Below are 26,314 nucleotides of genomic sequence, written 5' to 3'. Positions count from 1 at the left end.
CTTCGCTTCACAGCGACTGCAGCTTCGAACGCATTGCCGTTACTTCCCGGTGCAATATGCGCTCGGCATGAAAATCATTTTCGCGCTGGGCCGCGATGGCGTGCAGGCTGCGGGTGTAGTTGTCGAGGCGGGTGCGCAGCCAGGCTTTGTAGAGCCGCCTGGCGACCGGTTTCAGGATGCGAGTCATGGCGTCTTCCTTATGCGAAGAGCACATTTTCATTGCGGCCCATCTATTGCACTTGTGCTAACTCAATCGTGCGACAGCCGGTTTCATCATTTGACGAACCTCAAGTTGCCAATCTACAGCTCGGTAATTATAGGTATCAGACAAGCGGTAAGAGAGGTAAGCAATTGTAAGAACAACCACTTTCCACGAGCTCACGCGGCTATAGTGAACTCGATTTCCGGTCTCCCCTCCCCATCCTAAAAAATGGGTTCGCCCACGGCGCCTCACGGTCCCGTGGGTTTTTTCTTGTGCGGCGGCTTTACATTACAGTGCGCGGCGCGCCAGGTGGTCGAGCGACTCGCCGGTGACACGGCAGATGCGCCACTCCGGCAGGATCTCGGCGCCCATCGTCTCGTAAAAGCCGATGGCCGGCGCGTTCCAGTCCAGCACCGACCACTCGAAGCGGCCGCAGTTGCGCTCTACCGCCAGCTGCGCCAGGCGCGACAGCAATTGCGTGCCATAGCCCTTGCCGCGATGCGACTGGCGCACGTACAGGTCTTCCAGGTACAGGCCCTTCTTCGTGAGGAAGGTCGAGAAATTATGGAAGAACAGGGCGAAGGCGACGACTTCGCCGTTCTCCTCGCCGACGATCGCCTCGCAGGCGGGACGCATGCCGAACAGGCCTTCGTGCAGCAGCTCTTCGGTGGCGACGACCATGTGCTCGAGTTTTTCGAACACGGCCAGTTCGACGATCATGGCGTGGATGTGGGTAACGTCGGCGGGTTCAGCGGGGCGGATGGAAAAATGGGTGACGGCGGTCATGGGGTTTCGATGGCGTTGTTGACGTTATTCAGGGTTGCGGAGGCGAGCGGTTTGGCAGCGGGTGCGCGCAGGGCCCAGGCCACGCTGGCCAGGCACAGAATCATGCCCAGGAACTCGATGGGGCCGGGGCGATAGGCTTCCAGCTTGATCGACAGCAGCACCGACAGCACCGGCGTGATGACGCCGATATACACGGCTTTCTGCGGCCCGATGCGGTTGATCAGCGTGAAATAGGCCAGGAAGGCGATGACCGAGCCGAACAGCGACAGGTAGATCAGGCCGAGCGTATACGTGAGGCTGGGCGGCGCCACGAAGCGCTGGCCGGTCAGGACGACATACAGCCCGACCATGAGCGTACCCCACAGCATCGACCAGGCGGTGGTCAGCATCACGTTGCTCGACTCCTTGCGGATATTCCCGACGACGATGCTGCCGGCCGAGCTGGCGATGGTGGCGACCAGCGCCAGTACCACGCCCAGCAGGAATTGTCCGCTGCCGCCCGCCTGCATGTCTTGCCAGGCGCTGCCGATCGAGTGGTAGAAGAGCAGGCCGACGCCGCAGATGGCCGCCGCGCCCGTGGTCCAGGTGCGCGGTGCGATCGGCGTGCCGTGGAAGACGCGCCCGAGCAGCGGCGTCCAGAACACCATCAGCGCGAACAACACGGCGACCAGGCCGGACACCACGACTTCTTCGGCCTGGTAGGTGCAGATATACGACAGGCCGAAGGTGGCCAGTCCCTGCAGCATCAGCCATTTCTGGGTGCGCCAGGGCAATTGCAGCTTGTGGCCGCGCATCATGCAGATGGCGAACAGGGTGGCGGAAGCCAGCGCGAAGCGGTAGACCACCGACACCGACGGCGGCACTTCGCCCAGCTGCAGGGTGATGGCCCAGAAGGTCGAACCCCAGATCAGCGAGGCGATGATGAACAGGACGGAAGTAGGCATCGCGGGAGTATACGTGCTTTCCGCCCCGCAAGGGAACTGCCGCTCCTGGGCTAGTGCGTTACCCGTGTCTGGTAACCGTTGCTCACCAGGCGCACGCGTTCGCCGGGGCGGAACAATTCGTCCGCCGCCTGGGTGATGGCGCGCAGCTCGCCACTGTCGAGCTTGACGGTGATTTCGAAACCGGGACGCTGATTCGCGCTCGCCTCGACCCGCTGGCCGAGCAGGCCGCCGGCGATGGCGCCGACGATGCTGGCCGCCGCCGAGCCGCGGCCGCTGCCCGCGTGCGAGCCGGCGATGCCGCCGAGCGCCGCGCCGCCCATGGTGCCGACGCCCGATTCCGGGTTGACGATGACGACATTGCGCACCGATTCGACGGTGCCGGTACGCACGACCTGCTCGTTCTGGGTCTGGTAGGCACGGTAGACGCTGGCAGAGGGCGGCGGCGTGGCGCAGCCGGCCAGCAGGGCCGCGCAGAAGAGGGCGAGGGTGGGTTTCATGGCGGTCTCCGAAAAGCGCAAGGTGCTCCCGAAAAGTCTACTCCTGCCGGCGCCAGCGCGCGAGGTCAATAGGCCACGTTCAACCGGCGGTACAGGAAGCCCAGCACGAACAGCGGGCCGATCAGCAGGAAGCGCAGGTCATCCAGAAACGAAGGTTTCTTGCCCTCGATTTTGTGGCCGATGAACTGGCCGATCCAGGCCACCACGAAGATGGCGATCGACAGCGGCAGCACCGTCATCGGCGGCATGATCGCCAGGATCCCCAGCATCAGGGCCGACATCGCCAGCATGCCGTAAGCAAATGGCTTTGACAGCTGGAAGTAGTACCACATCGCCCAGCCCACCGCCGCCAGCGCCGCCACCGGGTGGATGGTCCACAGGATGCCCAGCAGCGAAAACACGATCAGCGGCACGCACACGAAGTGAAAGCGCTCGTTGGTCGGGTTGCGGTGGCTGTCGCCGTACTGCTCGAGCAGGGCGTGGATGTTGCGCTGGTTGCCTTCATTGCGCGGCTGTGCGGTCTGGTCCATGGAAGTCTCCGGCGATGTTCACACTGATGCCTGGGATTCTACACCGCCAGCCACGGCCGGACGCGCCCCCAGCCGCATCTGCGGATGGCTGGCGAACAGTTCCGATACCCACTCCACAAAAACGCGTACCTTGGCCGACATGTGGCGGTTCTGCGGGTAGACGATGTGGACCGGCAGCGGGTCGCTCGTCCAGTCCGGCAGCACCGGCACCATCCGTCCTTCCGCGACATGGCTGGTCAACAGGTAATCGGTCATCTGGATGATCCCGAGGCCTGCCAGGCCCGCCTTGACATACGCATTCGAGTCGTTCAGCGCGATCACGCCCGGCATCGGCACCTCGATGCGTTCGCCGTCGCGGTTGAAATCCCAGTCGTAGACCTTGCCCGTCTTGGCCGAAAAATAGTTGACGCAGCGGTGCTGCGCCAGGTCGTGCGGATGGCGGGGAACGCCGAAGCGCGCCAGGTAGGAGGGGGAGGCGGCGGTGACGAAGTGGATGATGCCGACGCGCCGCGCGATCAGGCTGGTGTCGAACAGGGGGCCGCCACGCACCGCGCAATCGACACCTTCCTCGACCAGGTCGACCGGGCGGTCGGTGCTGTCGAGTTCGAGCGTGATGTCGGGATAGCGCTCGAAAAAGGCCGGCAGGGCCGGCACCAGGATCTCGCTCGACAGACCGGTGGGCGTGCCGACCCGCAGCCGGCCGCTCGGATTGATGCGCATGCGCGACAGCGATTCCTCGGCCTCGCGCACATCCGACAGGATGCGTACGCAGCGCTCGTAATAGGCGGCGCCATCCGAGGTGACCGTGACCTGGCGCGTGGTGCGGTGCAGGAGCTTGGCCGAGAGCGCCTTTTCCAGCGCCTGCACCAGGGTCGACACGCTGGCCTTGGGCAGGTTCAGCAGCTCCGCAGTGCGCGTAAAACTGCCGGTATCGACCACCTGGACGAACACTTCCATCGCCTGCAATTTGTTCATGATTCCCTCGCCGACGCCAATGCGCCGCCATTTTATCGGCTATTGTTCGCGAATTGCGAACAATGATTTCACTATTGCCGTCTTTATCAGATTGTAGACGAGGTCTATAGTGAGCGTACTGACACACACAACTTCGCCCCACGGCGCCAGGAGCAGCATCATGAAACACGCGGATTCGGTAATAGGCACGATTGCACTGGCGCTCGGCACGCTGGCGATGGCCGGCGTGATCGCCAGCGGCGCCTACGGCCAGGCCGCCGGCGCCGAGGCCCGTGGCGTGCATGCATTGACCACCGTGCTGGCGTCCGCACCACAGGAAACCCGATGAACGCGCCACTCGACAGCCGCAGCCTGGCGGCCGACGCGGTGCGTGTGCGCGAACTCGAAGTCGCCGGCGAGCAGGGTCCGCTGAAAGCGCGCCTGTACGCGGCCGGCGTCCCCTCCAAGCGCGACACCTTGATCGTCTTCTTCCACGGCGGCGGTTTCGTCAAGGGCGACCTCGACGACGCCGACGGCTTCCTGCGCCACCTGGCCGACGCCAGCGGCTCGCAAGTCATCCTCGCGTCGAACTACACGCTGGCCACCGTGCGTCCCTTCCCGGCCGCGGTCGAGGATGCCCATGCGGTGCTGTTGTGGGCCAAGAAGAACAAGACGAAACTCGGCTGGAACGGCAAGCGCATGCTGGTGGCCGGGATCGAGGCCGGCGCCAACCTGGCGGCGGTGTGCGCGCTGATGGCGCGCGACCGCGGCGCCCCGAAACTCGACGGGCAAATCCTGCTGATGCCGATGCTCGACCCCGGCCTGTCGACCTGCTCGATGCGTGAAATGCCGCTCTGCCCGGACAAGGAAAAACTGGCAGACAGCTGCGCCGCCGCCTACCGCGGCTACCTGCCGAACGCCGCCGACCGTACCCACCCCTACGCCTCGCCGCTGCAATCGAGCCGGCTGAAGAACCTGCCGCCGGCCCTGATCCTGTCGGCCGAGGACGACCCCTTGCGCGACGAAGCCGAAGCCTACGGCGAAAAGCTGGCCAGCTTCGGCGTTGCCGCCACCGTGCGCCGCCTGCTGCCGGCGCCGCAGCAGGCCGACGACCGCAACGAATGCGCCTGCGAAGGCGCCGCGCTGAGTGAAATCGCGACCTTCATCGCAAGCCTCTGCGGGCAGGAGGCCCCGCCCGGCTAAGCCAGCACCTTTCCCCGGCATTCCCATCATCGATTGACAGGACCCGCGCCCTACCATGGGCGCGGCGAGCCCCCTTTTACCCGCGCGTTTGCCAGCATGCGCGCCGGGAGGGACGGGTGTCGCCTGCTGATTAACATTCTCGCAATAAAAAAGAGGCCATCATGAAAAACCAACACGTAATTAAAACCGTCCGTCCACTGTTTGCGGCCCTCGCGGCAGCCGGCCTGCTCGCCGCGACGCTGGCGGGCTGCGGCGACGCCAACAGCAAGGCCGCGGCCGCCCCGCCGCCGCCGCCGGTCTCGGCTGCCCTGGTGCTGGAGCAAGCGGTCGCCGAAACCCAGGAGTTTTCGGGACGGCTGGAAGCGGTGGAACGGGTCGAGATCCGTTCGCGTGTCAGCGGTTTCATCACCGCGGTGAACTTCAAGCCGGGCAGCGAAGTCAGGAAGGGCGATGTCCTGTTCATCGTCGACCCGCGTCCTTACCAGGCCGAGGCGAACCGCGCATCCGCCGCGGCGGCCTCGGCGCGCGCCAAGCTGGAACTGGCGCGGCGCGAGCTGACCCGTGCCGAAAGCCTGCTGGCGGACAAGGCGATCGCCAAACGCGAGTTCGACGAAGCCTTCGCAGCGCAGAAGGAACTCGAGGCGAATGCCGGCGCCGCCCAGGCGCAATATGAATCGGCGCGCCTGAACCTGGCCGACACCCGCGTGGTGGCGCCGATCGACGGCCGCGTCTCGAAAGCCGAGATCACGCTCGGCAACCTGGTCGACCCGACTGCCGTGCTGACGTCGGTCGTATCCATGAAACGCATTTACGCCAGCTTCGACGGCGACGAGGAAACCTACCTGCGGATCGGCGCCCGCGCCCAGCAGGGCATGCCGGTGGCGGTACGTGTCGGCCTGGCCAACGAGCAGGGCTTCCCGCACGAGGGCCGGCTCGAGTTCGTCGACAACCAGCTCGACGCCCGCACCGGCAGCGTGCGCATGCGCGCCCTGTTCGAGAACGACAAACGCACGCTGGTGCCGGGCCTGTTCGCACGGGTCCAGCTGGGCGCGGCCGACAGCCGCAAGGAGGTCCTGATCAGCGACCGCGCCGTCAGCACCGACCAGAGCCGCAAGTTCGTGGTCGTGGTCGACGCCGCCAACAAGGCCGAATACCGGCAAGTCACGCTGGGCCCGGTCATCGACGGCCTGCGCGTGGTGCGCACGGGCTTGAAAGCAGGCGAGAAAATCGTCGTCAATGGCCTGCAGCGCGTGCGTCCGGGCGAGCCGCTGGCGCCGAAACTGGTGCCGATGGATGCGGCGCTGGCGCTGGCTTCCGCCTCGCAAGCCAAGGAGTGATGCGATGAATTTCTCGCGCTTCTTCGTCGACAAACCGATTTTTGCGGTGGTGCTGTCGGTGCTGATTTTCGTGGCCGGCCTGATTGCCATCTTCCGCCTGCCGGTGTCCGAATATCCTGACGTGGTGCCGCCTTCGGTGGTGGTGCGTGCGCAATACCCCGGCGCCAACCCGAAAGTGATCGCCGAAACGGTGGCCGCGCCGCTGGAAGAGCAGATCAACGGGGTCGAGAACATGCTCTACATGTCCTCGCAAAACACCTCGGATGGCGCCCTGATGCTGACCCTGACCTTCGCCATCGGCACCGACATCGAGCAGGCCGAGTCGCAGGTGCAGAACCGGGTCCAGCGCGCGCTGCCGCGCCTGCCCGAGGAGGTGCGCCAGATCGGCGTCACCACCGTGAAAAGTTCGCCGAATCTCACCATGGTGGTGCACCTGAAGTCGCCCGACGGCCGCTATGACGACCTCTACCTGCGCAATTACGCGACCCTGAACGTCAAGGATCGCCTGGCCCGGCTGAACGGCATGGGCGAGGTGCAGCTGTTCGGCTCGGGCGACTACGCGATGCGCGTCTGGCTCGACCCGCAAAAGGTCGCCGCGCGCGGCCTGGTCGTGGGCGACGTCGTCGACGCCATCCGCGAGCAGAACGTGCAGGTGGCGGCCGGCGTGATCGGCCAGGGACCGAGCAAGGGCGCCGAGTTCCAGCTCACCGTGAATACCCAGGGCCGCCTCGAGTCGGTCGAAGAGTTCGGCGCCATCATCGTCAAGACCGGCGACGACGGCGCGACCACCTTGTTGAAAGATGTGGCGCGCCTGGAGATGGGCTCGAATTCGTACGCACTGCGTTCGCTCCTGAACAACAAGTCGGCGGTCGCGATCCCGATTTTCGAGGCGCCGAATGCGAATGCGCTGCAATTATCTACCGACGTGCGCGCCACGATGGCCGAGCTGTCGAAAGAGTTTCCGGAAGGCGTCGAATACAGCATTGTGTACGACCCGACCCAATTCGTGCGGGAGTCGATCGACTCCGTCATCGTCACCCTGTTCGAGGCGATCGTGCTGGTCGCGCTGGTGGTGATCGTGTTCCTGCAAAGCTGGCGCGCTTCGCTCATTCCGCTGCTGGCGGTGCCAGTGTCGGTGGTCGGCACCTTTGCCGTGATGCTGATGTTCGGCTTCTCGATCAACACGCTGTCCCTGTTCGGCCTGGTGCTGGCGATCGGCATCGTGGTCGACGACGCCATCGTCGTCGTCGAGAACGTCGAGCGCAACATCACTGACGGCCTGTCGCCGCGCGACGCGACGATCCAGGCCATGCGCGAAGTGTCGGGACCGATCATTGCGATTGCCCTGGTGCTGTGCGCGGTGTTCGTGCCGATCGCTTTCGTGTCCGGCCTGACCGGCCAGTTCTACCGCCAGTTCGCGCTGACCATCGCCATTTCCACGGTGATTTCGGCCTTTGCTTCGCTGACGCTGGCGCCGGCTTTGTCAGCCGCGCTCTTGAGATCCCACGATGCGCCGAAGGACCGCGCAACGCGCATCATCGACCGCATCTTCGGACGCTTCTTCGCCGCCTTCAACCGCTTCTTCGGGCGCGCCTCGACCCGCTACGAAGGCGGCGTGCAGACCGTATTGCGCCGCAAGACCCTGTCGCTGGCCGTGTACGCTCTGCTGGCCGTGGCCGCGCTGTTCATGTTCAAGGCGGTGCCGCCGGGCTTCGTGCCGCAGCAGGACAAGGCTTACCTGATCGGCTTTGCCCAGCTGCCGGACGCCGCCTCGCTGGACCGCACCGACGCCGTGATCCGCAAGATGTCGGCCATTGCCCAGGAAATCCCCGGCGTCGAATCGTCGATCGCCTTCCCTGGCCTGTCGATCAACGGCTTCACCAATGCCCCGAATGCCGGCATCGTGTTCACGGGCCTGAAACCGTTCAGCGAACGCACAGGCAAGGACCAGACGGCCGAAGCCATCGCCGCGGAAATCAACAAGCGCATGGGCGCCGTCGAAGACGCCTTCGTGATGGTGCTGTCGCCGCCGCCGGTAAATGGCCTCGGCACGACCGGCGGCTTCAAGATGATGCTGGAAGACCGCGGCAACCTGGGTTACGACGCGCTGTACAAGGCAACCCAGGCGATGCAGGCGAAAGCCTGGGCCGAACCGCGCCTGCAAGGCGTGTTCTCGAGCTTCCAGATCAACGTGCCGCAGCTGTACGCGGACGTCGACCGGGTGAAAGCCAAGCAGATGGGCGTGCCTTTGGCGAGCATCTACCAGACCTTGCAGGTGAACCTCGGCTCGCTCTACGTGAACGACTTCAACAAGTTCGGCCGTACTTATCAGGTGCGGGTCCAGGCGGACGCTCCCTTCCGCTCGCAGCCCGAGCAGATCGCCCAGCTGAAAGTCAGGAGCAGCAAGGGAGAGATGATCCCGCTGTCGTCGCTGATGCAGGTGAAGGACACCTATGGTCCGGACCGCGTGCAGCGCTATAACGGCTACGTGTCGGCCGACATGAACGGCGGCCCGGCCCCGGGCGTGTCTTCGGGCCAGGCCCAGGCCATCATGGAGCAGATCGCGAAAGAGACGCTGCCCAAGGGGATCGCCTACGAATGGACCGACCTGACCTACCAGGACATCCTGTCCGGGAACACGATGATCTATGTCTTCCCGCTGTGCGTACTGCTGGTGTTCCTGGTGCTGGCGGCCCAGTACGAAAGCTGGACGCTGCCGCTGGCGGTGATCCTGATCGTGCCGATGTCGATCCTGTGCGCGCTGGCCGGCGTCAAACTCACCGGCGGCGACAACAACGTGTTCACCCAGATCGCGCTGTTCGTGCTGGTGGGCCTGGCCTCGAAGAACGCGATCCTGATCGTGGAATTCGCTCGCGAGCTGGAACACCATGGCCGCAGCGTGGTCGACGCCGCCCTGGAGGCGAGCCGCCTGCGCCTGCGTCCGATCCTGATGACCTCGATCGCCTTCATCATGGGTGTGCTGCCGCTGGTGTTTTCCAGTGGCGCCGGCGCCGAAATGCGCCATGCGATGGGTGTGGCCGTGTTCGGCGGCATGCTGGGCGTGACCTTCTTCGGCCTGTTCCTGACGCCGCTGTTCTACGTCCTGCTGCGCACGTTCGCAAAACGATTTGAAAAGCCGGTCGCGCATGTTGCGCCGGCCGTGCACCAAGAAGGAGTTGCGCAATGAACAAGATGATCGCAAGGGGCATGGCCCCGCTGATGGCCGCGCTGCTCCTCTCCGCCTGCGCGGCGCCCGCCTTCCGCCAGCCGCAGATGGAGGTGCCGGTCGCGTTCAAGGAAGTGTCCGACGCGCCGCGCCTGGCCGCCGACGGCAGCCTGTGGCGGCCGGCCCGTTCGAGCGAAGCCCAGGCCCGCGGCGAGTGGTGGCTGGCCTTCCAGGACCCGGCCTTGAATGGACTGGTCGGCGAGGCGACGCGCAACAATGCCAGCCTGGCCGTGGCCGCGGCCCGCGTCAAGCAGGCGCGGGCGATCGCCGGCATCGCGCAGGCCGATCGCGTGCCGCAAGTGGGGCTGGGCGTCGGCGCCCAGCGCGGACGCGCCTCAAACGAGGCCCCTGCGCGCAGCACCTACACGGCCAGCCTCACTGCCAGCTATGAAGTCGACCTGTTCGGCCGGGTGGCAGCGAACGTCGAGGCGGCGCGGCGGGACGCCGGCGCTGTCGAGGCGAACTACCGGTCGGTGCTGCTGTCGCTGCAGGCGGACGTGGCCCAGACCTGGCTGCGCCTGCGCACGCTCGACGCCGAACTCGAGACCCTCGAACGGGCAGTACGCCTGCGCGAGGAAAGCGTGGCGATCAATGCTCGCCGCTTCGAGCTGGGCGCCATCGGCGAATTCGACCTGGCGCGCGCGCGCACCGAGCTGGCGACGACCCGCGCCGAAGCCGTCGGCCTGCAGCGCCAGCGCACCACGGCCGAACATGCGCTGGCGGTGCTGCTGGGGCGGCCGGCGGCGCATTTCACGGCGGCCGCCAACCCGCTGCCCGACACCGCCGCGCTGCCCGTCATCCCGGCCGGGCTGCCCTCGACCCTGCTCGAGCGCCGTCCCGATATCGCCAGTGCCCAGCGCAGCATGGAGGCGGCGAACGCCCGCATCGGCGTGGCGCGCGCGGCGATGTTCCCGGCGCTCGACATCAGTGCCGCGGGCGGCGGCGTCGGCGGCGCGCTGTCGCAGGCCTTCAAATGGAGCAGCGGTTCCTGGGTGCTGGGCGCATTGTTGTCGCTGCCGGTGATCGACGGCGGGCGCAATGCCGCCAATGTCGCGCGCAGCGAGGCGGGGCTGGAAGAAGCGGTCGGCGCCTGGCGCGAGAGCGTGCTGGGCGCCTTTGCCGAAGTCGAGGACAACCTGGCCGGCCTGCGCATCCTGGGCGAGCAGGGCGCGCAGCTCGATGAGGCGGTGCGTTCGGCGCGGCGCTCGGCGGAACTGGCGCGCAAGCTGCATGACGCCGGCCGCTCGAGCTACCTCGACCTGCTCGACGCCCAGCGCAACCTGGCCGCGGCCGAACGCAGCGCGGTCCAGCTGCGCGGCAGCCGCGCCATGACGACGGTGGCGCTGATCCGCGCCCTGGGCGGCGGCTGGGGCTAGAATGGACGCATGACCATCCCGTCGACACTGCTGACCGGCCTGGCGCCGGTACTGCGGCCAGATACGCGCATCCTCATCCTGGGCAGCTTCCCCGGTGCCCAATCCCTCGCCGCCGGCCAGTACTACGCGCATCCGCGCAACCAGTTCTGGCCGCTGGTCTCCCAGTTGGCCGGGGAGGAGCTGGCAGTCTTGCCGTATGCCGAGCGCCTGGAGCGCCTGCTGGCGCACGGCTTCGGCCTGTGGGACGTGCTCGGCGCCTGCGAGCGCGAAGGCAGCCTCGATTCGGCCATCCGCCAGCCGGCCGCAAATGATTTCGAGCGCCTGCGCAGCCTGTGCCCGCAATTGCGGACGGTCGGCTTCAACGGCCAGGCCTCGGGCAAGTTCGCCCCCCAGTTCGCGCAGGCCGGCTACCGGACCGTCGTGCTGCCCTCGAGTTCTCCGGCGCACATGACGCTGAGCTTCGAGCAGAAGCTGCAGCTGTGGCGGCAACTGACGGACGGCAGCGCGGCCGCGCCTGCGCAAGCCGATTTGTTTTGACCGGCAGCGAACTGAGCAGCTACGCAACGGATTCGTGCGCTTTGCACGCGCCAGGCGGCAAAAGCTGACCCAGCCATACGTGGTTTCGCCAACCGTGTTACACTGTGTTCAGTCGAAGGAGTTCTGGTGAAGGTTTCACTGAACTTCAGAGACATCCCGCAACAGCCCGCAGTGCGATATGTGTAATGTCGCCGCGACCAGCAAAGCGGGATTGTGATTCGAGATACGTTGGTCGACTTACACGATGGAGGCACTACGCAGATAGCGTGGGCGTCCAGGGCTCCGCACCACGCAGATAGCATGGGCTGGGGCAGCGATACAAGCATTGGCAATACATTGAAACGAAGCCCGCAGCAAGCGGGCTTTTTTTTCTGTCCCACGCAGGTCGGCGTCCGGCTGCAGTCCCGGATCGAAGCCGCCGCCGTTCAAGTATCCGCCAGATAGCGGCCCATCCACTCTTACTTTCGATCCAGTCGCAGTGAAGGACTGGCATCCAGCAGCATCGTCGCGGCGCCGTCATCTTGCGCCTAGCAGAACAACCTCTAAAAGGAAAAAACATGGCAAAAGAAGAACTCATCGAAATGAACGGTCTCGTCACCGAAGTGCTGCCGGAACTGCGTTTCCGCGTCGACCTCGAAAACGGCCACAAGCTGATCGCCTACACCTCGGGCCGGATGAAGAAAAACCACATCCGCATCCTGATGGGCGACAAGGTCACGCTCGAACTGTCGCCGTACGACCTGAACAAGGGACGCATCGTGTTCCGTCATATCGAAACCCGCGGCGCCCCGGCGCCACGTACCGGCGGCTTCCAGCGCCGTCGTTAAGCAACACGCAGTAAAGCGGTTCAGCGCGGGCGCGGCATATTTGCCGCGCCCGTTGCGTTTGAAGTGCGTAAATTCTCCAGTTTCGCTACATAGCGCTCGCGTGTGTCCGCACGCACGCTGGTGTCGCGCGCCAGCGCCAGCTGCTTGAGTGCCGGCTCGCGCTCTCCCAGCCCCAGGTGGGCCACCCCCAGCCAGAAATGAAACTCGTCGTTGTAGGGCGCACGCGCCACTTCGCGCGCGAACAGGGCGCGGGCGCGTGCGAAGTCCCTGGCGCGCCAGGCGTCCATCCCCTGGTCGAAATAGTGGAAGGGCGGGGCCGGATACAGCCGGGTGATGCGTTGCGCCAGCAGGTCCGCTTCCGCGGTCTTGCCGTTCGCGGCCAGCAGCGGCGCCAGGTTCTGCATCACGACCAGGCTGTCGGGCTGGCGTTCGAGGGCGGCGCGGTAGGCGCGTTCGGCCAGCAGCGGCCGGTTGCTGCGCTGGTAGACGACGCCGAGCGTGTTGTATGCCGGTACGCTCGACGGCCGTGCCTGCAGCGCCGCCCGCGCCCACCAGTAGGCGTCGGTCGTGCGTCCCTCGGCCAGTTCCTCGACGGCGCGGTTGTTCATGTAGAGCGCAACGATATCGGCTTGCTCGAGCGCGCGCGTGCGCATCTGGCCGGCATCCGCCGAGGGCAGGAAATCGACCGTCAGCCCGCCGTCCGGATCGTGCACATTCCCTCCGGACGGGCGCGCCGCCAGGTGGATGTTGACATGGTCGCTGACGAGATAGAGCGCATTCGCGCGGGTCCAGGTTTCGTTGGCCTGCACGCTCTGGAAGCGCACCGGCATGCCCAGTTCGCGCGCGAAGGCGGCCGTCATGATGACGAGCGACAGGCAGTTGCCCGAGCGCGCCGCATAGGTCTCGGCGGCGGTCCTGGTGCGCGTGGCGTCGTAGTCGAGCTGCAGCTCGCGCTTGTCGTAGAGCGCTTCGAGCAGGCCGCGTACCGCGCCCTTGTCACGCAGCTTGGCCTGGAACTCGGGGCTGCCCAGGTGCGCCGACATGGCGGGACTCAGGGTAAACAGATCGGAAGCCGTGACCGGCACGGCCGGGGCGGCGAAGGCGCCATCGTCGAACAGGCCGGGGGGCAGGGGCGCTTGTGGCGGCGCGCTGGCGCAGCCGGCCAGGAATGTGCACAGCAGCAGGGACCAGGATCGCATTGCGCCTCCGTGACGGGGATTTTTCCCAGTATCGGCCGCTTGCGCGGCGCTGTCAAAGCATGCAGCGTTCTCAGTGGTCGTCGTGCAGGGCTTCTTCCAGTTCTTCCAGCAGTTCGGCCGTTTCGTCCTCGTCGAGCGACAGGTAGGCCTGGGCGCGCGCGCCGCCCTTGTCCCATTCCGGCGAGCCGGCCAGGCCGCGGTAGCGGCAGATCGCGCGTTCAGCCAGCAGCGACAGCGCCACCAGCGAACGCACCGCATCGGACGTTGCCTCGTCCTCGAGCACCGCATGGTCGTGGTGGTGCAGGATGGCCCAGGACACATCGCTCGACAGGCCCCAGTTACGCGCCAGCAGGGTGCCGACGGCGGCGTGGTTGGTGCTGTGGCGCTCGTCCTCGACTGCCGTGAAGGCGCGCTGCGCTTCGGCGCCGGCGTCGAGGAAGGTCGATTCGTAGCCAGGAAAGCGGTTCATCAGGAGCGGCATGCCGATGTCGCAAAACAGGCCGAAGGTGTGGGCGATGTCGGGTGCGCCGATGCGCAGGCGGCGCGACAGGAACACCATCGCGTGCGAGCGCCGGGTCGACACGTCCCAGAAATTCGCCAGCGCCGGACTGTCGGCGGGAATGGCCTGGCGCGCCAGCAGGCCGGTCATCAGCGCCGCCACCTGGTTAATGCCGAGGAACAGGATGGCCTGCTCGATCGACTTGGCGCGGCGTCCGCCGAAGAGCGAGGAATTGGCCAGTTTCAGCAGTGCGCCGGCCATGCCGACGTCACGCGCGACGATGCGCCCGATGCGTGCCAGCGAGGGGTCGGGCGATCCCAGCTCGGCCTGCAGGTCGGCCAGCAGGCCGGGACGGGGCGGGATGCGGATCGATTTGATCAGCTCTTCCACGGGATCCCCTGCGGCCGGGGCGCGGGCAAGGCGCCCTGGCATTGCTTGAACGGCAGCTGTACTCATGGGAAGAGGTGTTCAGGAGAAATAAAAGCGAAGTTCACCACTATAAACCAGGTTAAATTTCCATGCAGCAACAGGTTGCCTTGTGTGGCAAAACGGACAGAACGGTGTTGCGAACATGCCTAGAATCGCCTGCATGAACCTCAATATGACCCCGACACGCCTGGCAGGAATCGATTTCACGGCCCCGTCCGAGGAGGTGGCGCGCCGCCTGATCGGCGTGGTGGTGCTGGTTGACGGCGTCGGCGGGCGCATCGTCGAGACCGAGGCCTACGATCGCGAAGATCCGGCCTCGCATGCCTTTTCCGGGCCGACCGAGCGCAACATGGCCATGTTCGGCCCGCCCGCGCACGCCTACGTGTATCGCTCCTACGGCATCCACTGGTGCCTGAACTTCGTCTGCCGCGAGGAGGGACATGGCGCCGGGGTGCTGATCCGGGCCATCGAACCGCTGGCCGGACTCGATGCCATGCGCGCACGGCGCGACGTGCAAGACCCGGTGCAGCTGTGTTCCGGCCCCGGCAAGCTGTGCCAGGCGCTGGACGTGACGCGCGCCTTCAACGGCCGTTCGCTGGCGCAGCCGCCCTTCGTGCTGGAAGCGGCCGCGCCGGATCTGGAAGTGGTGGCCGGGCCGCGCATCGGCATTTCCAAGGCGATGGACGTGCCCTGGCGTTTCGGCCTGGCCGGCTCGCGTTTCCTCAGCCGCCCGTTCCGGTAAGGTGGGAAGCAGGCTTGCGCTTGCCGCTGCCCTCGTGGGTGAGGGCGCGTGGCGTGCGCGTGCGCAGCGGGCTGTCGGGAGCGCGCCGCTCGAGCGGATCCTGGAAGGCGTCGGCGCCGTCTTCCTGCGCCTCAAGGGTTGACGCGGCGAGCGGCTCGACGCCTTCGATCTGGAAGATCGACACGGCGCGCGACAGGTTCACCGTCTGCTCGTGCAGGCTCTCGGCGGCGGCCGCCGCTTCCTCGACCAGCGCCGCGTTCTGCTGGGTCATGTCGTCCATCTGGCCGACCGCCCGGTTCACTTCGGCGATGCCCTCGGCCTGCTCGGTGCTGGCCACGCTGATGCGCTCGATGATGTCGTTCACCTGCTGCACCGAGGCGACGATGTGGCCCATGCTGCTGCCGGCTTCATTGACCGAGACCGCGCCGCCGTCGATGATCGCGACCGAATCGGCGATCAGGGCCTTGATCTCCTTGGCCGCCGCCGCCGAGCGCTGGGCCAGCGTGCGCACCTCGGAGGCCACCACGGCAAAGCCGCGTCCCTGTTCGCCGGCGCGCGCCGCTTCCACCGCGGCGTTCAGCGCCAGGATATTCGTCTGGAACGAGATGCCGTCGATGACGCCGATGATCTCGACGATCTTGCGCGAGCTGGCGCGGATCGACGCCATCGTCTCGACCGCGCGGCCGACCGCCTGGCCGCCGTGCGACGCCAGGCGCGCCGCTTCGGCCGCCAGGTCGGTCGCCAGGCGCGCATTGTTCGCGTTTTCCTTCACCGCCACGGTCAGGGTTTCCATGGCGCTGGCGGTCTGCTCGAGCGAGCCGGCCTGCAGCTCGGTGCGGGTCGAGAGGTCGAGGTTGCCGGTGGCGATTTCCTTCGAGGCGGTATCGATCGAGCGCACCGAGGTCAATATCGCGTGCAGCGTCGTGTTCAGGGTGGCGATCGTGTGGTCGAGCGCGCGCGAGGTGTCGGCGATCTCGTCGCGCCCGGTGCTGGCGGTGGCGCCGGCCAGGCGGCCTTCCGCCAGTTCCGCCACCACGTCCGAAATGGCGCGGATATCGGCCAGCATGGCGCGCCGCACCAGCACCGTCACGGCCAGCGAGAGCGCGATCGACAGCACCACCAGCACCGCCATCGACATCCCCAGCGTGCGGAATTCGGCGCCGGCGGCGGCATAGGCTTCCTCGGAGAGGCGCGTCTCGAGCGCCGCCAGCGCGGCCAGCTGGGTATTGAGGATGCCGAAATCCTTCTCGGCCTTCTGCATCGAATTGGTGGCGATCGACTGGTCGACCTGCGCCATCTCGATCGTTTCCAGCACCCCCTTGTGGTAGGCCGCCAGCGCCGTGCTGGAGGCGTCGATCAGCTTGCGCTCGGCGGGGTTGGCCACCTTCGCCAGCGCGTCCAGGCGGGTCTTGATGGAGCTGTGCTTCTTGTTGATGTCCTGGACCAGCGCGTCCAGGCGGTTCTTGGCGAAGCTGCCGCTGATCCAGGCCAGCAGCTGGTAGATGTTCGCGTGCGCATATTTCGCTTCGCCGGCGACGTCGGCCGTGTCCTGCAGGCGCGCCGCGCGCACCTGCACCATGTTCTCGAGCGAGGCATGCTGGCGCACCATGCCGTAATAAGCGGCGCCGGAGAGCAGCGTCAGCAGCACCAGCACCAATCCCGGCGCCAGCAACAGCTTCGGGCCAATCCGCAGTTTTTTCAGCATGCTCTTCCCCCTTGGTACCAAAGAAAAAGGCGGCCGAAGCCGCCCCAGGCAATACCGCGTTTACTTCTTGTACAGGCCCGCTTCCAGCACGACGCCGTCGACCAGCAGGATATAGGTGGTCTTCGGTTCGATCTTGCCGCTGGTCGGGTTCTTGTACATGTAGTCGACCCAACCCTTGCCCTTGGCGGCGGCCAGTTCGATGATCTCGCGGCGATATTTCTTGCCGTTAGCATCCGGCACGTCGGTCAAATCCTTGCCGACGATCGACGGGTTGTAAGGATGCGCCAGCACGATGCCGGTCTTGACGTCGCGCAGGTCGACGTACAGCGCGCCCTGGACGAAATCCGGATCCTTGGCATTGATGCGCTTCATCATTTCGTCCTTGCCTTTGGACTTGATCAGCGCGGCGCCGCGTTCGGCCATGGCGATCGCGTCTTTTTCGGTGGGTTCGTTGGCCAGTGCACCGGCGGAGGCGAGTCCGAGGCACAGGGCGGTGGCAGTGGCGAGCAGCTTCATGGGGTCAATCCTTTCGATAAGACGTGTATGGATCAAAACTTTCCTAAGTGCATTGAGGAATGTACGCCGCACTTCCTACAGGCAATTTGAGGCATCGCAAACGGGTAGGCGAGGTGGGGGAAGTATGCAACATGTCGAATAGCAAGAAAAAATACGTGCAAGAAAGATTGTTGGTGATGAGTTGATTGCGTGCAACGTCGAATCAGACGCTGCCTCCTAAGATTAATTCCCGTCGGCAATTTCTTATTCGAGAATTCGTCCGCCGTCCCACCATCTTTCCTTTCCAGGAGCATGACGTGATCACCACCGATTCGACGCCCGCCAAGTTCAAGCCCTACACGCGCCAGACCATCGCCCTCGCGCGCCAGTGGCAATGGATGAGCCCCGACCTGCAGGAAGCCGTGCAGGTGGTTTCGCATGTGCTGCCGTTTCGCGTCAACGAATACGTGCTCGATGAGCTGATCGACTGGAGCCGCATTCCGGACGACCCGATCTTCCGCCTGACCTTCCCGCACCGCGACATGCTGCCCGCGCGCGAATACGAGCAGCTGCGCGACCTGGTGCTGCACAAGAAGGATTCCGCCGCAACCGCCAAGCTGGTGCACCAGATCCGCATGCGCATGAACCCGCACCCGGCCGGCCAGATGACCCACAACGTCCCGCGCGTCAACGATGCGCCCCTGAAGGGCCTGCAGCACAAGTACAAGGAGACGGTGCTGTTTTTCCCGAGCTCGGGCCAGACCTGCCACGCCTACTGCACCTTCTGCTTCCGCTGGCCCCAGTTCGTCGGCATGGACGACATGAAGTTCGACGCCCGCGAGTCGTCGGAACTGGTGTCCTACCTTGCCACCCATCCGGACGTGACCGATGTCCTGATCACCGGCGGCGACCCGATGATCATGAATACGCGCTCGCTGGCGGAGTTTCTCGAGCCCTTGCTGGCGCCCGAGCTGGCGCATATCCAGAACATCCGCATCGGCACCAAGTCGGTGGCCTACTGGCCGCAGCGCTTCGTCTCGGACAAGGATTCGGACGACCTGATGCGTTTGTTCGAGCGCGTGGTCAAGGCCGGCAAGAACCTGGCGATCATGGGCCACTACAACCATGCGGTGGAGCTGCGCCATCCGATGGCGCAGGCAGCCGTCAAGCGCATCGTCGGCACCGGCGCCACGCTGCGCATGCAGGGCCCGCTGATCCGCCACATCAACGAAGACCCGAAGAGCTGGGCCGAGCTGTGGACCACCGGCGTGCGCCTGGGCGCGATTCCCTACTATATGTTCGTCGAGCGCGACACCGGCCCGAGCGATTATTTCGCCCTGCCGCTGGCGCGCGCCCACGAGATCTTCCAGCAGGCCTATTCGATGGTGTCGGGCCTGTCGCGCACCGTGCGCGGCCCTTCGATGAGCGCCTTCCCCGGCAAGGTCGTGATCGACGGCGTGGTCACGATCAACGGCGAAAAGCTGTTCGCGCTGCAGTTCCTGCAGGCCCGCAATCCGGAATGGGTGCGCAAGCCCTTCTTCGCCAAATACGATTCCGAGGCTACCTGGCTCGATCACCTGAAGCCCGCTTTCGGCCGCCAGAAGTTCTTCTTCGAAGAAGAGGGAGGGCTCGCCGGCCACCACGCGCCGGCCGGGCGCGTGATCCCGATCGTCCAGGCGCAGCACGACCGCCGCGCCAGCGACAGCCAGCCCAGCGCCGCCTGATTCCGAACGCCATGGGCGACCAGACCGCGCCACGCCTGTCCGGCGTGGCGGTTTTCTTCTACGTATTCCTGCCGTTCGCGCTCGGGCACTACCTGTCTTCGCTGCTGCGCAACGTGAACGCGGTGCTGGCCCCGGACCTGGTCAGCTCGCTCACGCTCACGCCCGGCCAGCTCGGGCTGCTCACCAGTGCGTTCTTCTTTGCGTTCGCACTGGTGCAGCTGCCGGTCGGGATCGCGCTGGACCGCTATGGTCCGCGCAAGGTGCAGGTGGTGCTGATGCTGCTGGCGGCGCTCGGTGCGCTGATGTTCGCGCGCGGCGACAGCTTCACGCAACTGGTGCTGGCGCGTGCGGTGCTGGGCTGCGGCCTGGGCGGCTGCTTCATGTCGGCGGTCAAGGCCCTCTCGACCTGGATCGCGCCGACCAGGCTGCCTTCGGTGCATGGCTACCTGATCGCCGTCGGCGGGCTGGGCGCGGCGTCGGGCACGATTCCGGTACGCCTGGCGCTGGAACACACCGACTGGCGCGGCCTGTTCGTGCTGCTGGGTCTCCTGATTGCGGCCTGCGCTGCGCTGATCTGGCTGATCACACCGCGCAGCGCGCCGGCCGTCGCGTCCGCCGGCAGCAAGCGCCCGCCGATGATCGCCTCGGTCATGGGCGTCTACCGCCATCCCGTGTTTCGCCGTACGACCTCGCTGGTGCTGTTGCCGCACGCGGTCTTCTTCGGCATCCAGGGTTTATGGATCGGGCGCTGGCTGTCGGATGTGGCGCGTTTTCCGGACGATGCGGTGGCCTACCTGCTCTACCTGAGCATGGCGGCCGTGATTTTCGGCGCGATTGCGGTCGGCATGATCACCGAGTGGGCCGGGCGGCGCGGCATCACCCCGCTCGACGTCGCCGGCGCCGGCATCTTCCTGTTCGTGCTGGTGCAGGCCGCCTTCGTGTTCGGGTTCAAGCCGAGTTTCCAGCTGCTGTCGGTGCTGTTTACACTGGTGGGAACGATCACCGGCATCGAATACGCGATCGTCGCCCAGAGCATGCCGCGCGAACTGACCGGGCGCGCCGCCACCTGCCTGAACCTCCTGATCTTCGTTGGCGCCTTCATGGTGCAGGCCGGCTTCGGCCTGGTGATCGGCTTCTGGCAGCCCGACCACCTTGGGCGCCATCCGGCGGTGGCCTACCAGGCCGGGTTCGGGCTGCTGGTGCTGCTGCAGCTGCCTGGCCTGCTGGGATGGGCGCGCCAGAAGATGGCGCCGGCCTGCGTGGAAAGCGATGTCGGCGAGGAGGCGCAAACGGCCGCGTAATGGTGCATGGGACTGCGGGCGAGCCGCGCGCGGCAATGTTGGCGGCTTTGCTAGAATCGGCCGCTGTCGCCCGATTCCGTCCAGGAGAACCCCATGCGCCACCAGCTGTCCACTGCCTTGGCCGCAGCCGTGCTGCTCACCCTTGGCGCCTGCGGCGACAAGTCGACGCTTCCTGCCGGTGCCGGCGTCGGCCCGGCGCCGACGCTGCCGGCGCCGAATAAGGCCCTGATCCCGACGGTCAACATCGCGCCCGCCAAAGGCTGGCCCCAGGGCGGCACGCCCGCGCCGGCCCCCGGCCTGCAGGTCGATGCGATGGCGGCGAACCTCGACCATCCGCGCTGGCTCCACGTGCTGCCCAACGGCGACGTGCTGGTGGCCGAGTCGAACAAGCCGCAAACGCCCGAGACGGAAAGGAAAGGCATCAAGGCCTGGATCATGAAAAAGGTCATGAAAAAGGCGGGAGCGGGCGTGCCGAGCGCCGACCGCATCACCCTGCTGCGCGATGCCGACGGCGACGGCGTCGCCGAGACCCGCAGCGTCTTTCTCAAGGGCCTGCATTCGCCCTTCGGCATGGCGCTGGTCGGCGAGACGCTGTACGTGGCGAACGCCGACGGCATCGTGCGCTTCCCGTACAAGGAAGGCGCCACCGAAATCACCGAGGCCGCGCAGAAAGTGGCGCCGCTGCCGGCCGGGCTGAACCACCACTGGACCAAGAACATCATCGCCAGCCGCGACGGCGGCAAGCTGTACGCCACCGTCGGCTCGAACAGCAATGTCGGCGAAAACGGCATGGAGATCGAAGTCAACCGCGCCGCCATCCTCGAAGTCGACGTCAAGACCGGCGCAACCCGCTTGTTCGCCGGCGGCCTGCGCAACCCGAACGGCATGGCCTGGGAACCGCAGACCGGCGTGCTGTGGACGGTCGTGAACGAACGCGACGAAATCGGCAGCGACCTCGTGCCCGACTACCTGACCTCGGTCAAGGACGGCGGCTTCTACGGCTGGCCATACAGCTACTACGGCCAGAACGTCGACGCGCGCGTCAAGCCGCCGCGCCCCAACCTGGTGGCCAAGGCGATCTCGCCGGACTACGCCCTCGGCGCCCACGTCGCCGCCCTCGGCCTGACCTTCGCCGATGGCGCGAAACTCGGACCGCAGTTCGCCGGCGGCGCCTTCATCGGCCAGCATGGCTCCTGGAACCGCAAGCCGCTGTCGGGCTATAACGTGGTCTATGTGCCGTTCGCGAACGGCAAACCGAACGGCAAGCCGGTCGAGGTGCTGAGCGGTTTCGTCGACAGGAACGGCGACGCGCTCGGCCGCCCGGTCGGGGTGGCGATCGACAAGGCGGGCGCGCTGCTGGTGGCCGACGACGTGGGAAATGTCATCTGGCGTGTGCGGGCTGCGGCTGCGGTCACTCCGTAAATCGGAATGTAGGGTGCGCGGGTCTCCCGCTCACGCGTTCAACCAGTGCAAGATCAGCGGAGCAGGCATTTCACACGTGATTTGAACGCGTGCGCGGCCGAGCCGCCCACCCTACGTCAAGCGCAGCTGTCAATCACCCACAGCGGCACCGACGTCCACACGATCCCGATCAGGCTCAGCACCGCCGACCACGCAGCCGCCCTGTCCAGCAGGGCGGTATGCTCGTCGTCGCCGACGAACGACGCCCGCGCGCGCCAGGCAAGCAGGGTGCAGGCGGCCAGTGCCACGATCGTCATCAAGACCAGCGGCAGATGCCGTGGATTGCCCGGTTTCAGGCCCGCCGGGCTGCATTGGAAGGCCACCAGCACGTAGCAGGCGGCAAAATGCGCTGCCCAGACCAGCAGCGGTAGCGTGCCCCATATCAGCTTCCTGAAAAACCGTTCGCGCATCGTTTTCAATCCATCAAGAGGGGCACGACGTGCACCGCCAGCGCCCCAAGAATGCCTTGCAGCGTCGTGTAGTGCCACATCAGGGCGGTGTTGTCGAGGGTGGCGCGGCTGCGCTCCGTCAGGCGGCCGGACCAGGCGCGCGCCGCGACGTACATGCCGGCGATTCCCAGGATGAGCACATGGAAGCCCTGATAAGCGACGATGGTCGCGATCGTCGCGCTCCAGGCCTGCGCGCGCGGGTTCAGCCCGGCCAGTCCATAGCCATGCAGGTCGATCATGAAACCGGCCACCGTGCAGGCGGTGGCCGCCAGCACCAGCCACGGCAGCCGGCGCTTGCCGATGCTGCGCGTCCCCAGCAGCATCAGCAGCGAGCCTGCCACCAGCAGGGCGCCGGACAGCATCGGCCAGATCCGCTCCGGCAGGCTTGCCGAGGGTGGCGGGCAGACTTCCAGGCGCATCGAGATGTGGATGTAGGAAAACACAAACGAAGCGAAGATGGTCGCGTCCACCACCAGCATGATGATCGTGGCCCACCACGAATGCGATTGCGCGCCTTTTGCGCCGACCGGCAGCACCAGCGAGTCCGACACCCTGGCCTCGGTGATCGACGGCACCCGGTCCGAACCCCACAGCCAGGCCAGGGTGGCCACCACCGCGGTGATGCCGCAGGCCCAGGCGATGACCATCATTTTGATCGTCAGCAGCAGGAAGAAGCCGGCCGTCCCGGCCGCCGCGATGAAGGGCAGCCAGCTGTCGCCGGGGAGCATGAGCAGGTACATCGGCTTGCCGGCGATCGGGCTGGTGGCGATGGTCTCGCGGCCGCCGCTGATGGTGCCCGGCAGGTAGTGGCGGCCCGCTTCGACTTCTTCCCGCAGGTTCGGCTGGTCCCAGAGCGGATCGCTTGACCTCACTTCGGGAATGCTGCGCGTCGCATAGTCTTCCGACGGCAGCCATTCGAGGGTCGACGCGTTCCACGGATTGCCCACCGGCTGCGCCGGGCGGCGCAGCGTGCGAACGACATCGAACACGAACAGCAGCACGCCGGCGGCCAGCACGAAGGCCCCGATCGTGGACACCATGTTGAGCGTGTTCCAGCCCATGTCGGCCGGATAGGTGTAGACCCGGCGCGGCATGCCCAGCAGACCCGTCAGGTGCATCGGGAAGAAAGCGATATTGAAACCGCCGAACATCAGCCAGAACACCCATTTGCCGAGGCGCTCCGACATGCGCTGGCCCTTGATCAGCGGGATCCAGTAATACAGCGCCGCGAACACCGGGAACACCATCCCGCCGACCAGCACGTAATGCAGGTGGGCGACGATGAAATAGGTGTCGTGCGCCTGCCAGTCGAAGGGCAGCACCGCGACCATTACCCCGGTCAGGCCGCCGAGGACGAAAATGAACATGAAGCCGCCCAGGAACAGCGCCGGCGAGCTCATGCTCACTTTTCCTTTCCAGAGCGTCGCGATCCAGCCGAACACCTGGATCGCGGTCGGCACGGCCACCGCCATGCTGGCGGCCGACACGAAGCTCATCGTCATCACTCCCAGGCCGGCGGTGAACATGTGGTGCGCCCACAGTGCAAAGCTGAAGAAGCAGACCGCGACCAGGGCCACGATGATGGCGCGCCGTCCCACCAGCGCGGTGCCGGCGATCGTCGGGATCATGGTCGAGACCATGCCGGCGGCAGGCAGGAAGATGATATAGACCTCGGGGTGGCCGAAGAACCAGAACAGGTGCTGCCACAGCACCGGGTCGCCCCCGCGCTCGGCGATGAAGAAGGGCCAGTCGAAGGCGCGCTCGAGTTCCAGCAGCGTCGTGCCGGCGATGATGGCCGGGAAGGCAAACACGATCATCACGGCCACCACCAGCATCGCCCAGGCGTACACCGGCATGCGCTGCAGGGTCATCCCGGGGGCGCGGGTGAACAGGATGCCGACGATCAGTTCGATGGCGCCGGCGATCGCCGAGATCTCGATGAAACCGATGCCGAGCAACCAGAAGTCCGCGTTCAGGCCGGGCGAATACTGCTTGCCCGTCAGCGGTGGATACATGAACCAGCCGCCGTCGGGCGCCAGGCCGGCGAACAGCGTGCAGAAGAAGGCCAGTCCGCCGATCGCATAGGCCCAGAAGGCATAGGCCGACAGGCGCGGGAAGGGCAGGTCGCGCGCGCCCAGCATGTTCGGCAGCAGGTAGACGGCGAGCGCCTCGACGATCGGAATCGCGAACAGGAACATCATCACGGTGCCGTGCATCGTGAAGACCTGGTTGTAGACGGATGGGCTGAGCAGCCCGTTGTCCGGCACCGCCAGCTGGGTGCGCATCATCAGGCCGAGCACGCCGGCGAGCAGGAAGAACAGCATCGCCGTGCCGATGTAGAGCAGGCCGATGCTGGTGTTGTTCACGCTGGTCAGGAAACGCAGGCCGGTCGGGGTGCGCCAGGCTTTTTCCAGGCGCGCCAGTTCGTCCGCGGGACGGGGCAGCGAGCTTGGCAAGCCCTTGGGAAGGGTGTCGTGGGTTGCTGTCTGCGTCATTTCAGGTGCTCGAGGTAAGCGGCGAGCGCGTTCAGCGTAGGGCCGTCGATGTCGGTGGCGGCAGGCATGCGCGCCCCCGGTTTGATGGACTGCGGGTCGGCGATCCAGCCGGCCAGCGTGCCGCGGTGGTTGCGCAGCGTGCCGGCCGCGATGTGCATGCGGCCTCCCACGTGGGTCAGGTCCGGTCCCAGTTTCGCACCTTCGGAAACGCCGCGGATCGTGTGGCAGCTCTGGCAGCGCTGCTCGATGAAAGCGGCCTGCCCGCGCACAAGAAGGGGAGAAGTGGGCTCGCGCGCCGGCTGCGCCTCCTGCGCCAGCCAGCGGTCGAACTCGGCCTGCGGCATCGCCACCACGTGCAGCGCCATGCGTGCGTGCTGCTCGCCGCAATACTCGGCGCACTGGCCGCGGTAGATGCCGGGCTTGTCGGCCTGGATGGTCAGGCCGTTGAGGCGCCCGGGAATCATGTCCATTTTGCCGTTCAGGGAGGGGATCCACATGCTGTGGATGACGTCCGTCGAGCTCAAGCCGAGGTAGACCGGCTTGGCGACCGGAACGCGGATCTCGTTGGCGCTGGCGAACTCGCGTCCGCTGACCGGGTCGTGGTAGCGCACTTCCCACCACCACATCTTTGCGGTCACGCCGATGGCCAGCGCGCCGCGCGAGGTTTGCGGGGTCAGCTCCGCGCTGCGCAGCGTGCTCCAGACCAGCAGCGCGGACAGCACCGTCACCGGGAAGGCGACGCCGGCGCCAAGAATCCAGAGGCGCGGCGACACCTGCCGTCCGCTGGGGCGCAGCGCCAGCACCGTCAGCGCCATCACGCCGGCGAAAATGATTGCGCCGCCGATGAACAGGACCCAGGTCAGCTGGGCGATGATGGCCGCATCGGGACCGGCCGGATGAAGCGCCGACTGGAGCCAGAGCGGCAGCGGCATGGTGGGCGTGACGCTCACTGCGGCGCTCATTGCAGGGACATCAGGTAGGCCGCCATGTGACGCGCTTCTTCGGGAGAGACGCCAAGGTCCGGCATGGGCGTGCCCGGTTTCATGGCCTGTGGATTGTCGAGCCAGCGCGTCAGCGCGGCGGGCGTGTTCGGGATGCCGCCGGCGATGTAGCTGCGCCTGCCGAAACCGTCGAGCGGTGGCCCCAGGTTTCCGGCCGCGCCCGGCACCTCCGGTATTGCATGGCAGGCCGTGCACTGGTATTGCGCCATCAGCTGCTGGCCGCGGGCAATATCGCCGCCGGCGACCCGCACAGGCGCTTTGCTTTCTCCACAGCCGGCCAGCGCCAGGCAGAGGCCCATTGCGCCGAGCAGGCGGACATGCTGCGGAGGCAGGCATAAGAACTGACTGCGAAATTGATTGCGCACAATTGAATCCGGCGATGACTGTTGGGTCTA

Annotated in this window: 25 protein-coding genes; 11 read left to right on the top strand and 14 right to left on the bottom strand. The window is 66.2% G+C overall.

Annotated features, from left to right (window positions below; all coding sequences use genetic code 11):
- Positions 1 to 7: 7 nt before the first annotated feature.
- The 6 genes from AC56KZ_RS09665 to AC56KZ_RS09640 all read right to left on the bottom strand — a co-directional run bounded on the left by AC56KZ_RS09665 (position 8) and on the right by AC56KZ_RS09640 (position 3,934).
- Positions 8 to 187, bottom strand: a complete 180-nt coding sequence (locus AC56KZ_RS09665) for a hypothetical protein (RefSeq protein ID WP_497161937.1) — start codon at positions 185 to 187, stop codon at positions 8 to 10.
- A 303-nt stretch (positions 188 to 490) separates the two neighbouring features.
- Entirely contained in the window at positions 491 to 988 is a 498-nt protein-coding gene (locus tag AC56KZ_RS09660; protein WP_497161936.1) for a GNAT family N-acetyltransferase, read from the bottom strand.
- A complete protein-coding gene (locus AC56KZ_RS09655) occupies positions 985 to 1,932 on the bottom strand; it encodes a DMT family transporter (RefSeq protein ID WP_497161935.1) in 948 nt (315 codons plus the stop codon). The genes AC56KZ_RS09660 and AC56KZ_RS09655 overlap by 4 nt, the downstream gene beginning before the upstream one ends.
- 50 nt (positions 1,933 to 1,982) lie before the next feature.
- Positions 1,983 to 2,429 carry an outer membrane lipoprotein gene (locus AC56KZ_RS09650; protein WP_497161934.1) on the bottom strand — a complete coding sequence of 149 codons (447 nt, stop codon included), beginning with the start codon at positions 2,427 to 2,429 and terminating at the stop codon, positions 1,983 to 1,985.
- Positions 2,430 to 2,494: 65 nt separating this feature from the next.
- Complete coding sequence (locus AC56KZ_RS09645) at positions 2,495 to 2,959, bottom strand: Mpo1 family 2-hydroxy fatty acid dioxygenase (RefSeq protein WP_497161933.1); 465 nt, start codon at positions 2,957 to 2,959, stop codon at positions 2,495 to 2,497.
- A gap of 18 nt (positions 2,960 to 2,977) precedes the next feature.
- A complete protein-coding gene (locus AC56KZ_RS09640) occupies positions 2,978 to 3,934 on the bottom strand; it encodes a LysR family transcriptional regulator (protein WP_497161932.1) in 957 nt (318 codons plus the stop codon).
- Positions 3,935 to 4,094: 160 nt separating this feature from the next.
- On the opposite strand from AC56KZ_RS09640, the gene AC56KZ_RS09635 reads away from it, so the two are divergent.
- The 7 genes from AC56KZ_RS09635 (at position 4,095) to infA (ending at position 12,419) form a co-directional block, all read left to right on the top strand.
- Positions 4,095 to 4,262, top strand: a complete 168-nt coding sequence (locus tag AC56KZ_RS09635; RefSeq protein ID WP_497161931.1) for a hypothetical protein — start codon at positions 4,095 to 4,097, stop codon at positions 4,260 to 4,262.
- Complete coding sequence (locus tag AC56KZ_RS09630) at positions 4,259 to 5,116, top strand: alpha/beta hydrolase (protein ID WP_497161930.1); 858 nt, start codon at positions 4,259 to 4,261, stop codon at positions 5,114 to 5,116. Before AC56KZ_RS09635 ends, AC56KZ_RS09630 begins: the two co-directional genes overlap by 4 nt.
- 161 nt (positions 5,117 to 5,277) lie before the next feature.
- Positions 5,278 to 6,453: an efflux RND transporter periplasmic adaptor subunit gene (locus AC56KZ_RS09625; protein ID WP_497161929.1), complete on the top strand. Its 1,176-nt coding sequence runs from the start codon at positions 5,278 to 5,280 to the stop codon at positions 6,451 to 6,453.
- Positions 6,454 to 6,457: 4 nt separating this feature from the next.
- The gene (locus tag AC56KZ_RS09620) at positions 6,458 to 9,640 is read left to right on the top strand and encodes an efflux RND transporter permease subunit (protein ID WP_497161928.1); all 3,183 of its coding nucleotides are present in this window, start codon (positions 6,458 to 6,460) and stop codon (positions 9,638 to 9,640) included.
- Positions 9,637 to 11,055 (top strand): efflux transporter outer membrane subunit, encoded by a 1,419-nt coding sequence (locus AC56KZ_RS09615; RefSeq protein WP_497161927.1) that lies wholly within the window; start codon positions 9,637 to 9,639, stop codon positions 11,053 to 11,055. The genes AC56KZ_RS09620 and AC56KZ_RS09615 overlap by 4 nt, the downstream gene beginning before the upstream one ends.
- A 9-nt stretch (positions 11,056 to 11,064) precedes the next feature.
- Positions 11,065 to 11,592, top strand: a complete 528-nt coding sequence (locus AC56KZ_RS09610; RefSeq protein ID WP_497161926.1) for a DNA-deoxyinosine glycosylase — start codon at positions 11,065 to 11,067, stop codon at positions 11,590 to 11,592.
- A 557-nt stretch (positions 11,593 to 12,149) separates the two neighbouring features.
- The gene (gene infA, locus AC56KZ_RS09605; RefSeq protein WP_497161925.1) at positions 12,150 to 12,419 is read left to right on the top strand and encodes a translation initiation factor IF-1; all 270 of its coding nucleotides are present in this window, start codon (positions 12,150 to 12,152) and stop codon (positions 12,417 to 12,419) included.
- 20 nt (positions 12,420 to 12,439) lie between these two features.
- Here infA and AC56KZ_RS09600 read toward each other — a convergent pair whose 3' ends face one another.
- Complete coding sequence (locus AC56KZ_RS09600) at positions 12,440 to 13,618, bottom strand: tetratricopeptide repeat protein (protein WP_497161924.1); 1,179 nt, start codon at positions 13,616 to 13,618, stop codon at positions 12,440 to 12,442.
- 70 nt (positions 13,619 to 13,688) lie between these two features.
- Positions 13,689 to 14,549 (bottom strand): HDOD domain-containing protein, encoded by an 861-nt coding sequence (locus AC56KZ_RS09595; protein ID WP_497161923.1) that lies wholly within the window; start codon positions 14,547 to 14,549, stop codon positions 13,689 to 13,691.
- A gap of 157 nt (positions 14,550 to 14,706) precedes the next feature.
- On the opposite strand from AC56KZ_RS09595, the gene AC56KZ_RS09590 reads away from it, so the two are divergent.
- Complete coding sequence (locus tag AC56KZ_RS09590; RefSeq protein WP_497161922.1) at positions 14,707 to 15,288, top strand: DNA-3-methyladenine glycosylase; 582 nt, start codon at positions 14,707 to 14,709, stop codon at positions 15,286 to 15,288.
- Here the strand turns inward: AC56KZ_RS09590 and AC56KZ_RS09585 are convergent.
- The gene (locus AC56KZ_RS09585) at positions 15,269 to 16,993 is read right to left on the bottom strand and encodes a methyl-accepting chemotaxis protein (protein WP_497161921.1); all 1,725 of its coding nucleotides are present in this window, start codon (positions 16,991 to 16,993) and stop codon (positions 15,269 to 15,271) included. The two genes, AC56KZ_RS09590 and AC56KZ_RS09585, sit on opposite strands and share 20 nt — an antisense overlap.
- Before the next feature lie 60 nt (positions 16,994 to 17,053).
- Positions 17,054 to 17,509, bottom strand: coding sequence for a cache domain-containing protein (locus AC56KZ_RS09580; protein WP_497161920.1), 456 nt, complete (start codon positions 17,507 to 17,509; stop codon positions 17,054 to 17,056).
- 296 nt (positions 17,510 to 17,805) lie between these two features.
- On the opposite strand from AC56KZ_RS09580, the gene AC56KZ_RS09575 reads away from it, so the two are divergent.
- From AC56KZ_RS09575 to AC56KZ_RS09565, 3 genes are all read left to right on the top strand, one after another.
- Positions 17,806 to 19,212, top strand: coding sequence for a KamA family radical SAM protein (locus AC56KZ_RS09575; protein WP_497161919.1), 1,407 nt, complete (start codon positions 17,806 to 17,808; stop codon positions 19,210 to 19,212).
- An 11-nt stretch (positions 19,213 to 19,223) separates the two neighbouring features.
- Complete coding sequence (locus AC56KZ_RS09570; protein ID WP_497161918.1) at positions 19,224 to 20,513, top strand: MFS transporter; 1,290 nt, start codon at positions 19,224 to 19,226, stop codon at positions 20,511 to 20,513.
- A gap of 93 nt (positions 20,514 to 20,606) precedes the next feature.
- Complete coding sequence (locus AC56KZ_RS09565) at positions 20,607 to 21,935, top strand: PQQ-dependent sugar dehydrogenase (RefSeq protein WP_497161917.1); 1,329 nt, start codon at positions 20,607 to 20,609, stop codon at positions 21,933 to 21,935.
- A 116-nt stretch (positions 21,936 to 22,051) separates the two neighbouring features.
- On the opposite strand, the gene AC56KZ_RS09560 is transcribed toward AC56KZ_RS09565, so the two are convergent.
- The 4 genes from AC56KZ_RS09560 to AC56KZ_RS09545 are packed head-to-tail and all read right to left on the bottom strand — an operon-like array spanning position 22,052 to position 26,284.
- Positions 22,052 to 22,384, bottom strand: a complete 333-nt coding sequence (locus AC56KZ_RS09560; RefSeq protein ID WP_497161916.1) for a hypothetical protein — start codon at positions 22,382 to 22,384, stop codon at positions 22,052 to 22,054.
- Between the two features lie 5 nt (positions 22,385 to 22,389).
- Positions 22,390 to 24,918 (bottom strand): cytochrome c oxidase subunit I, encoded by a 2,529-nt coding sequence (gene ctaD / locus AC56KZ_RS09555; RefSeq protein WP_497161915.1) that lies wholly within the window; start codon positions 24,916 to 24,918, stop codon positions 22,390 to 22,392.
- Complete coding sequence (locus tag AC56KZ_RS09550; protein ID WP_497161914.1) at positions 24,915 to 25,880, bottom strand: cytochrome c oxidase subunit II; 966 nt, start codon at positions 25,878 to 25,880, stop codon at positions 24,915 to 24,917. The genes ctaD and AC56KZ_RS09550 overlap by 4 nt, the downstream gene beginning before the upstream one ends.
- On the bottom strand, positions 25,877 to 26,284 hold the full coding sequence (locus tag AC56KZ_RS09545) for a c-type cytochrome (RefSeq protein WP_497161913.1): 408 nt from the start codon (positions 26,282 to 26,284) through the stop codon (positions 25,877 to 25,879). Before AC56KZ_RS09545 ends, AC56KZ_RS09550 begins: the two co-directional genes overlap by 4 nt.
- Between the last annotated feature and the right edge of the window lie 30 nt (positions 26,285 to 26,314).

The organism is Telluria sp. LT2P34 (assembly GCF_059685915.1).
Note: the sequence above shows the minus strand (reverse complement) of the source record. Positions and strands in the feature narration are given on the sequence as shown.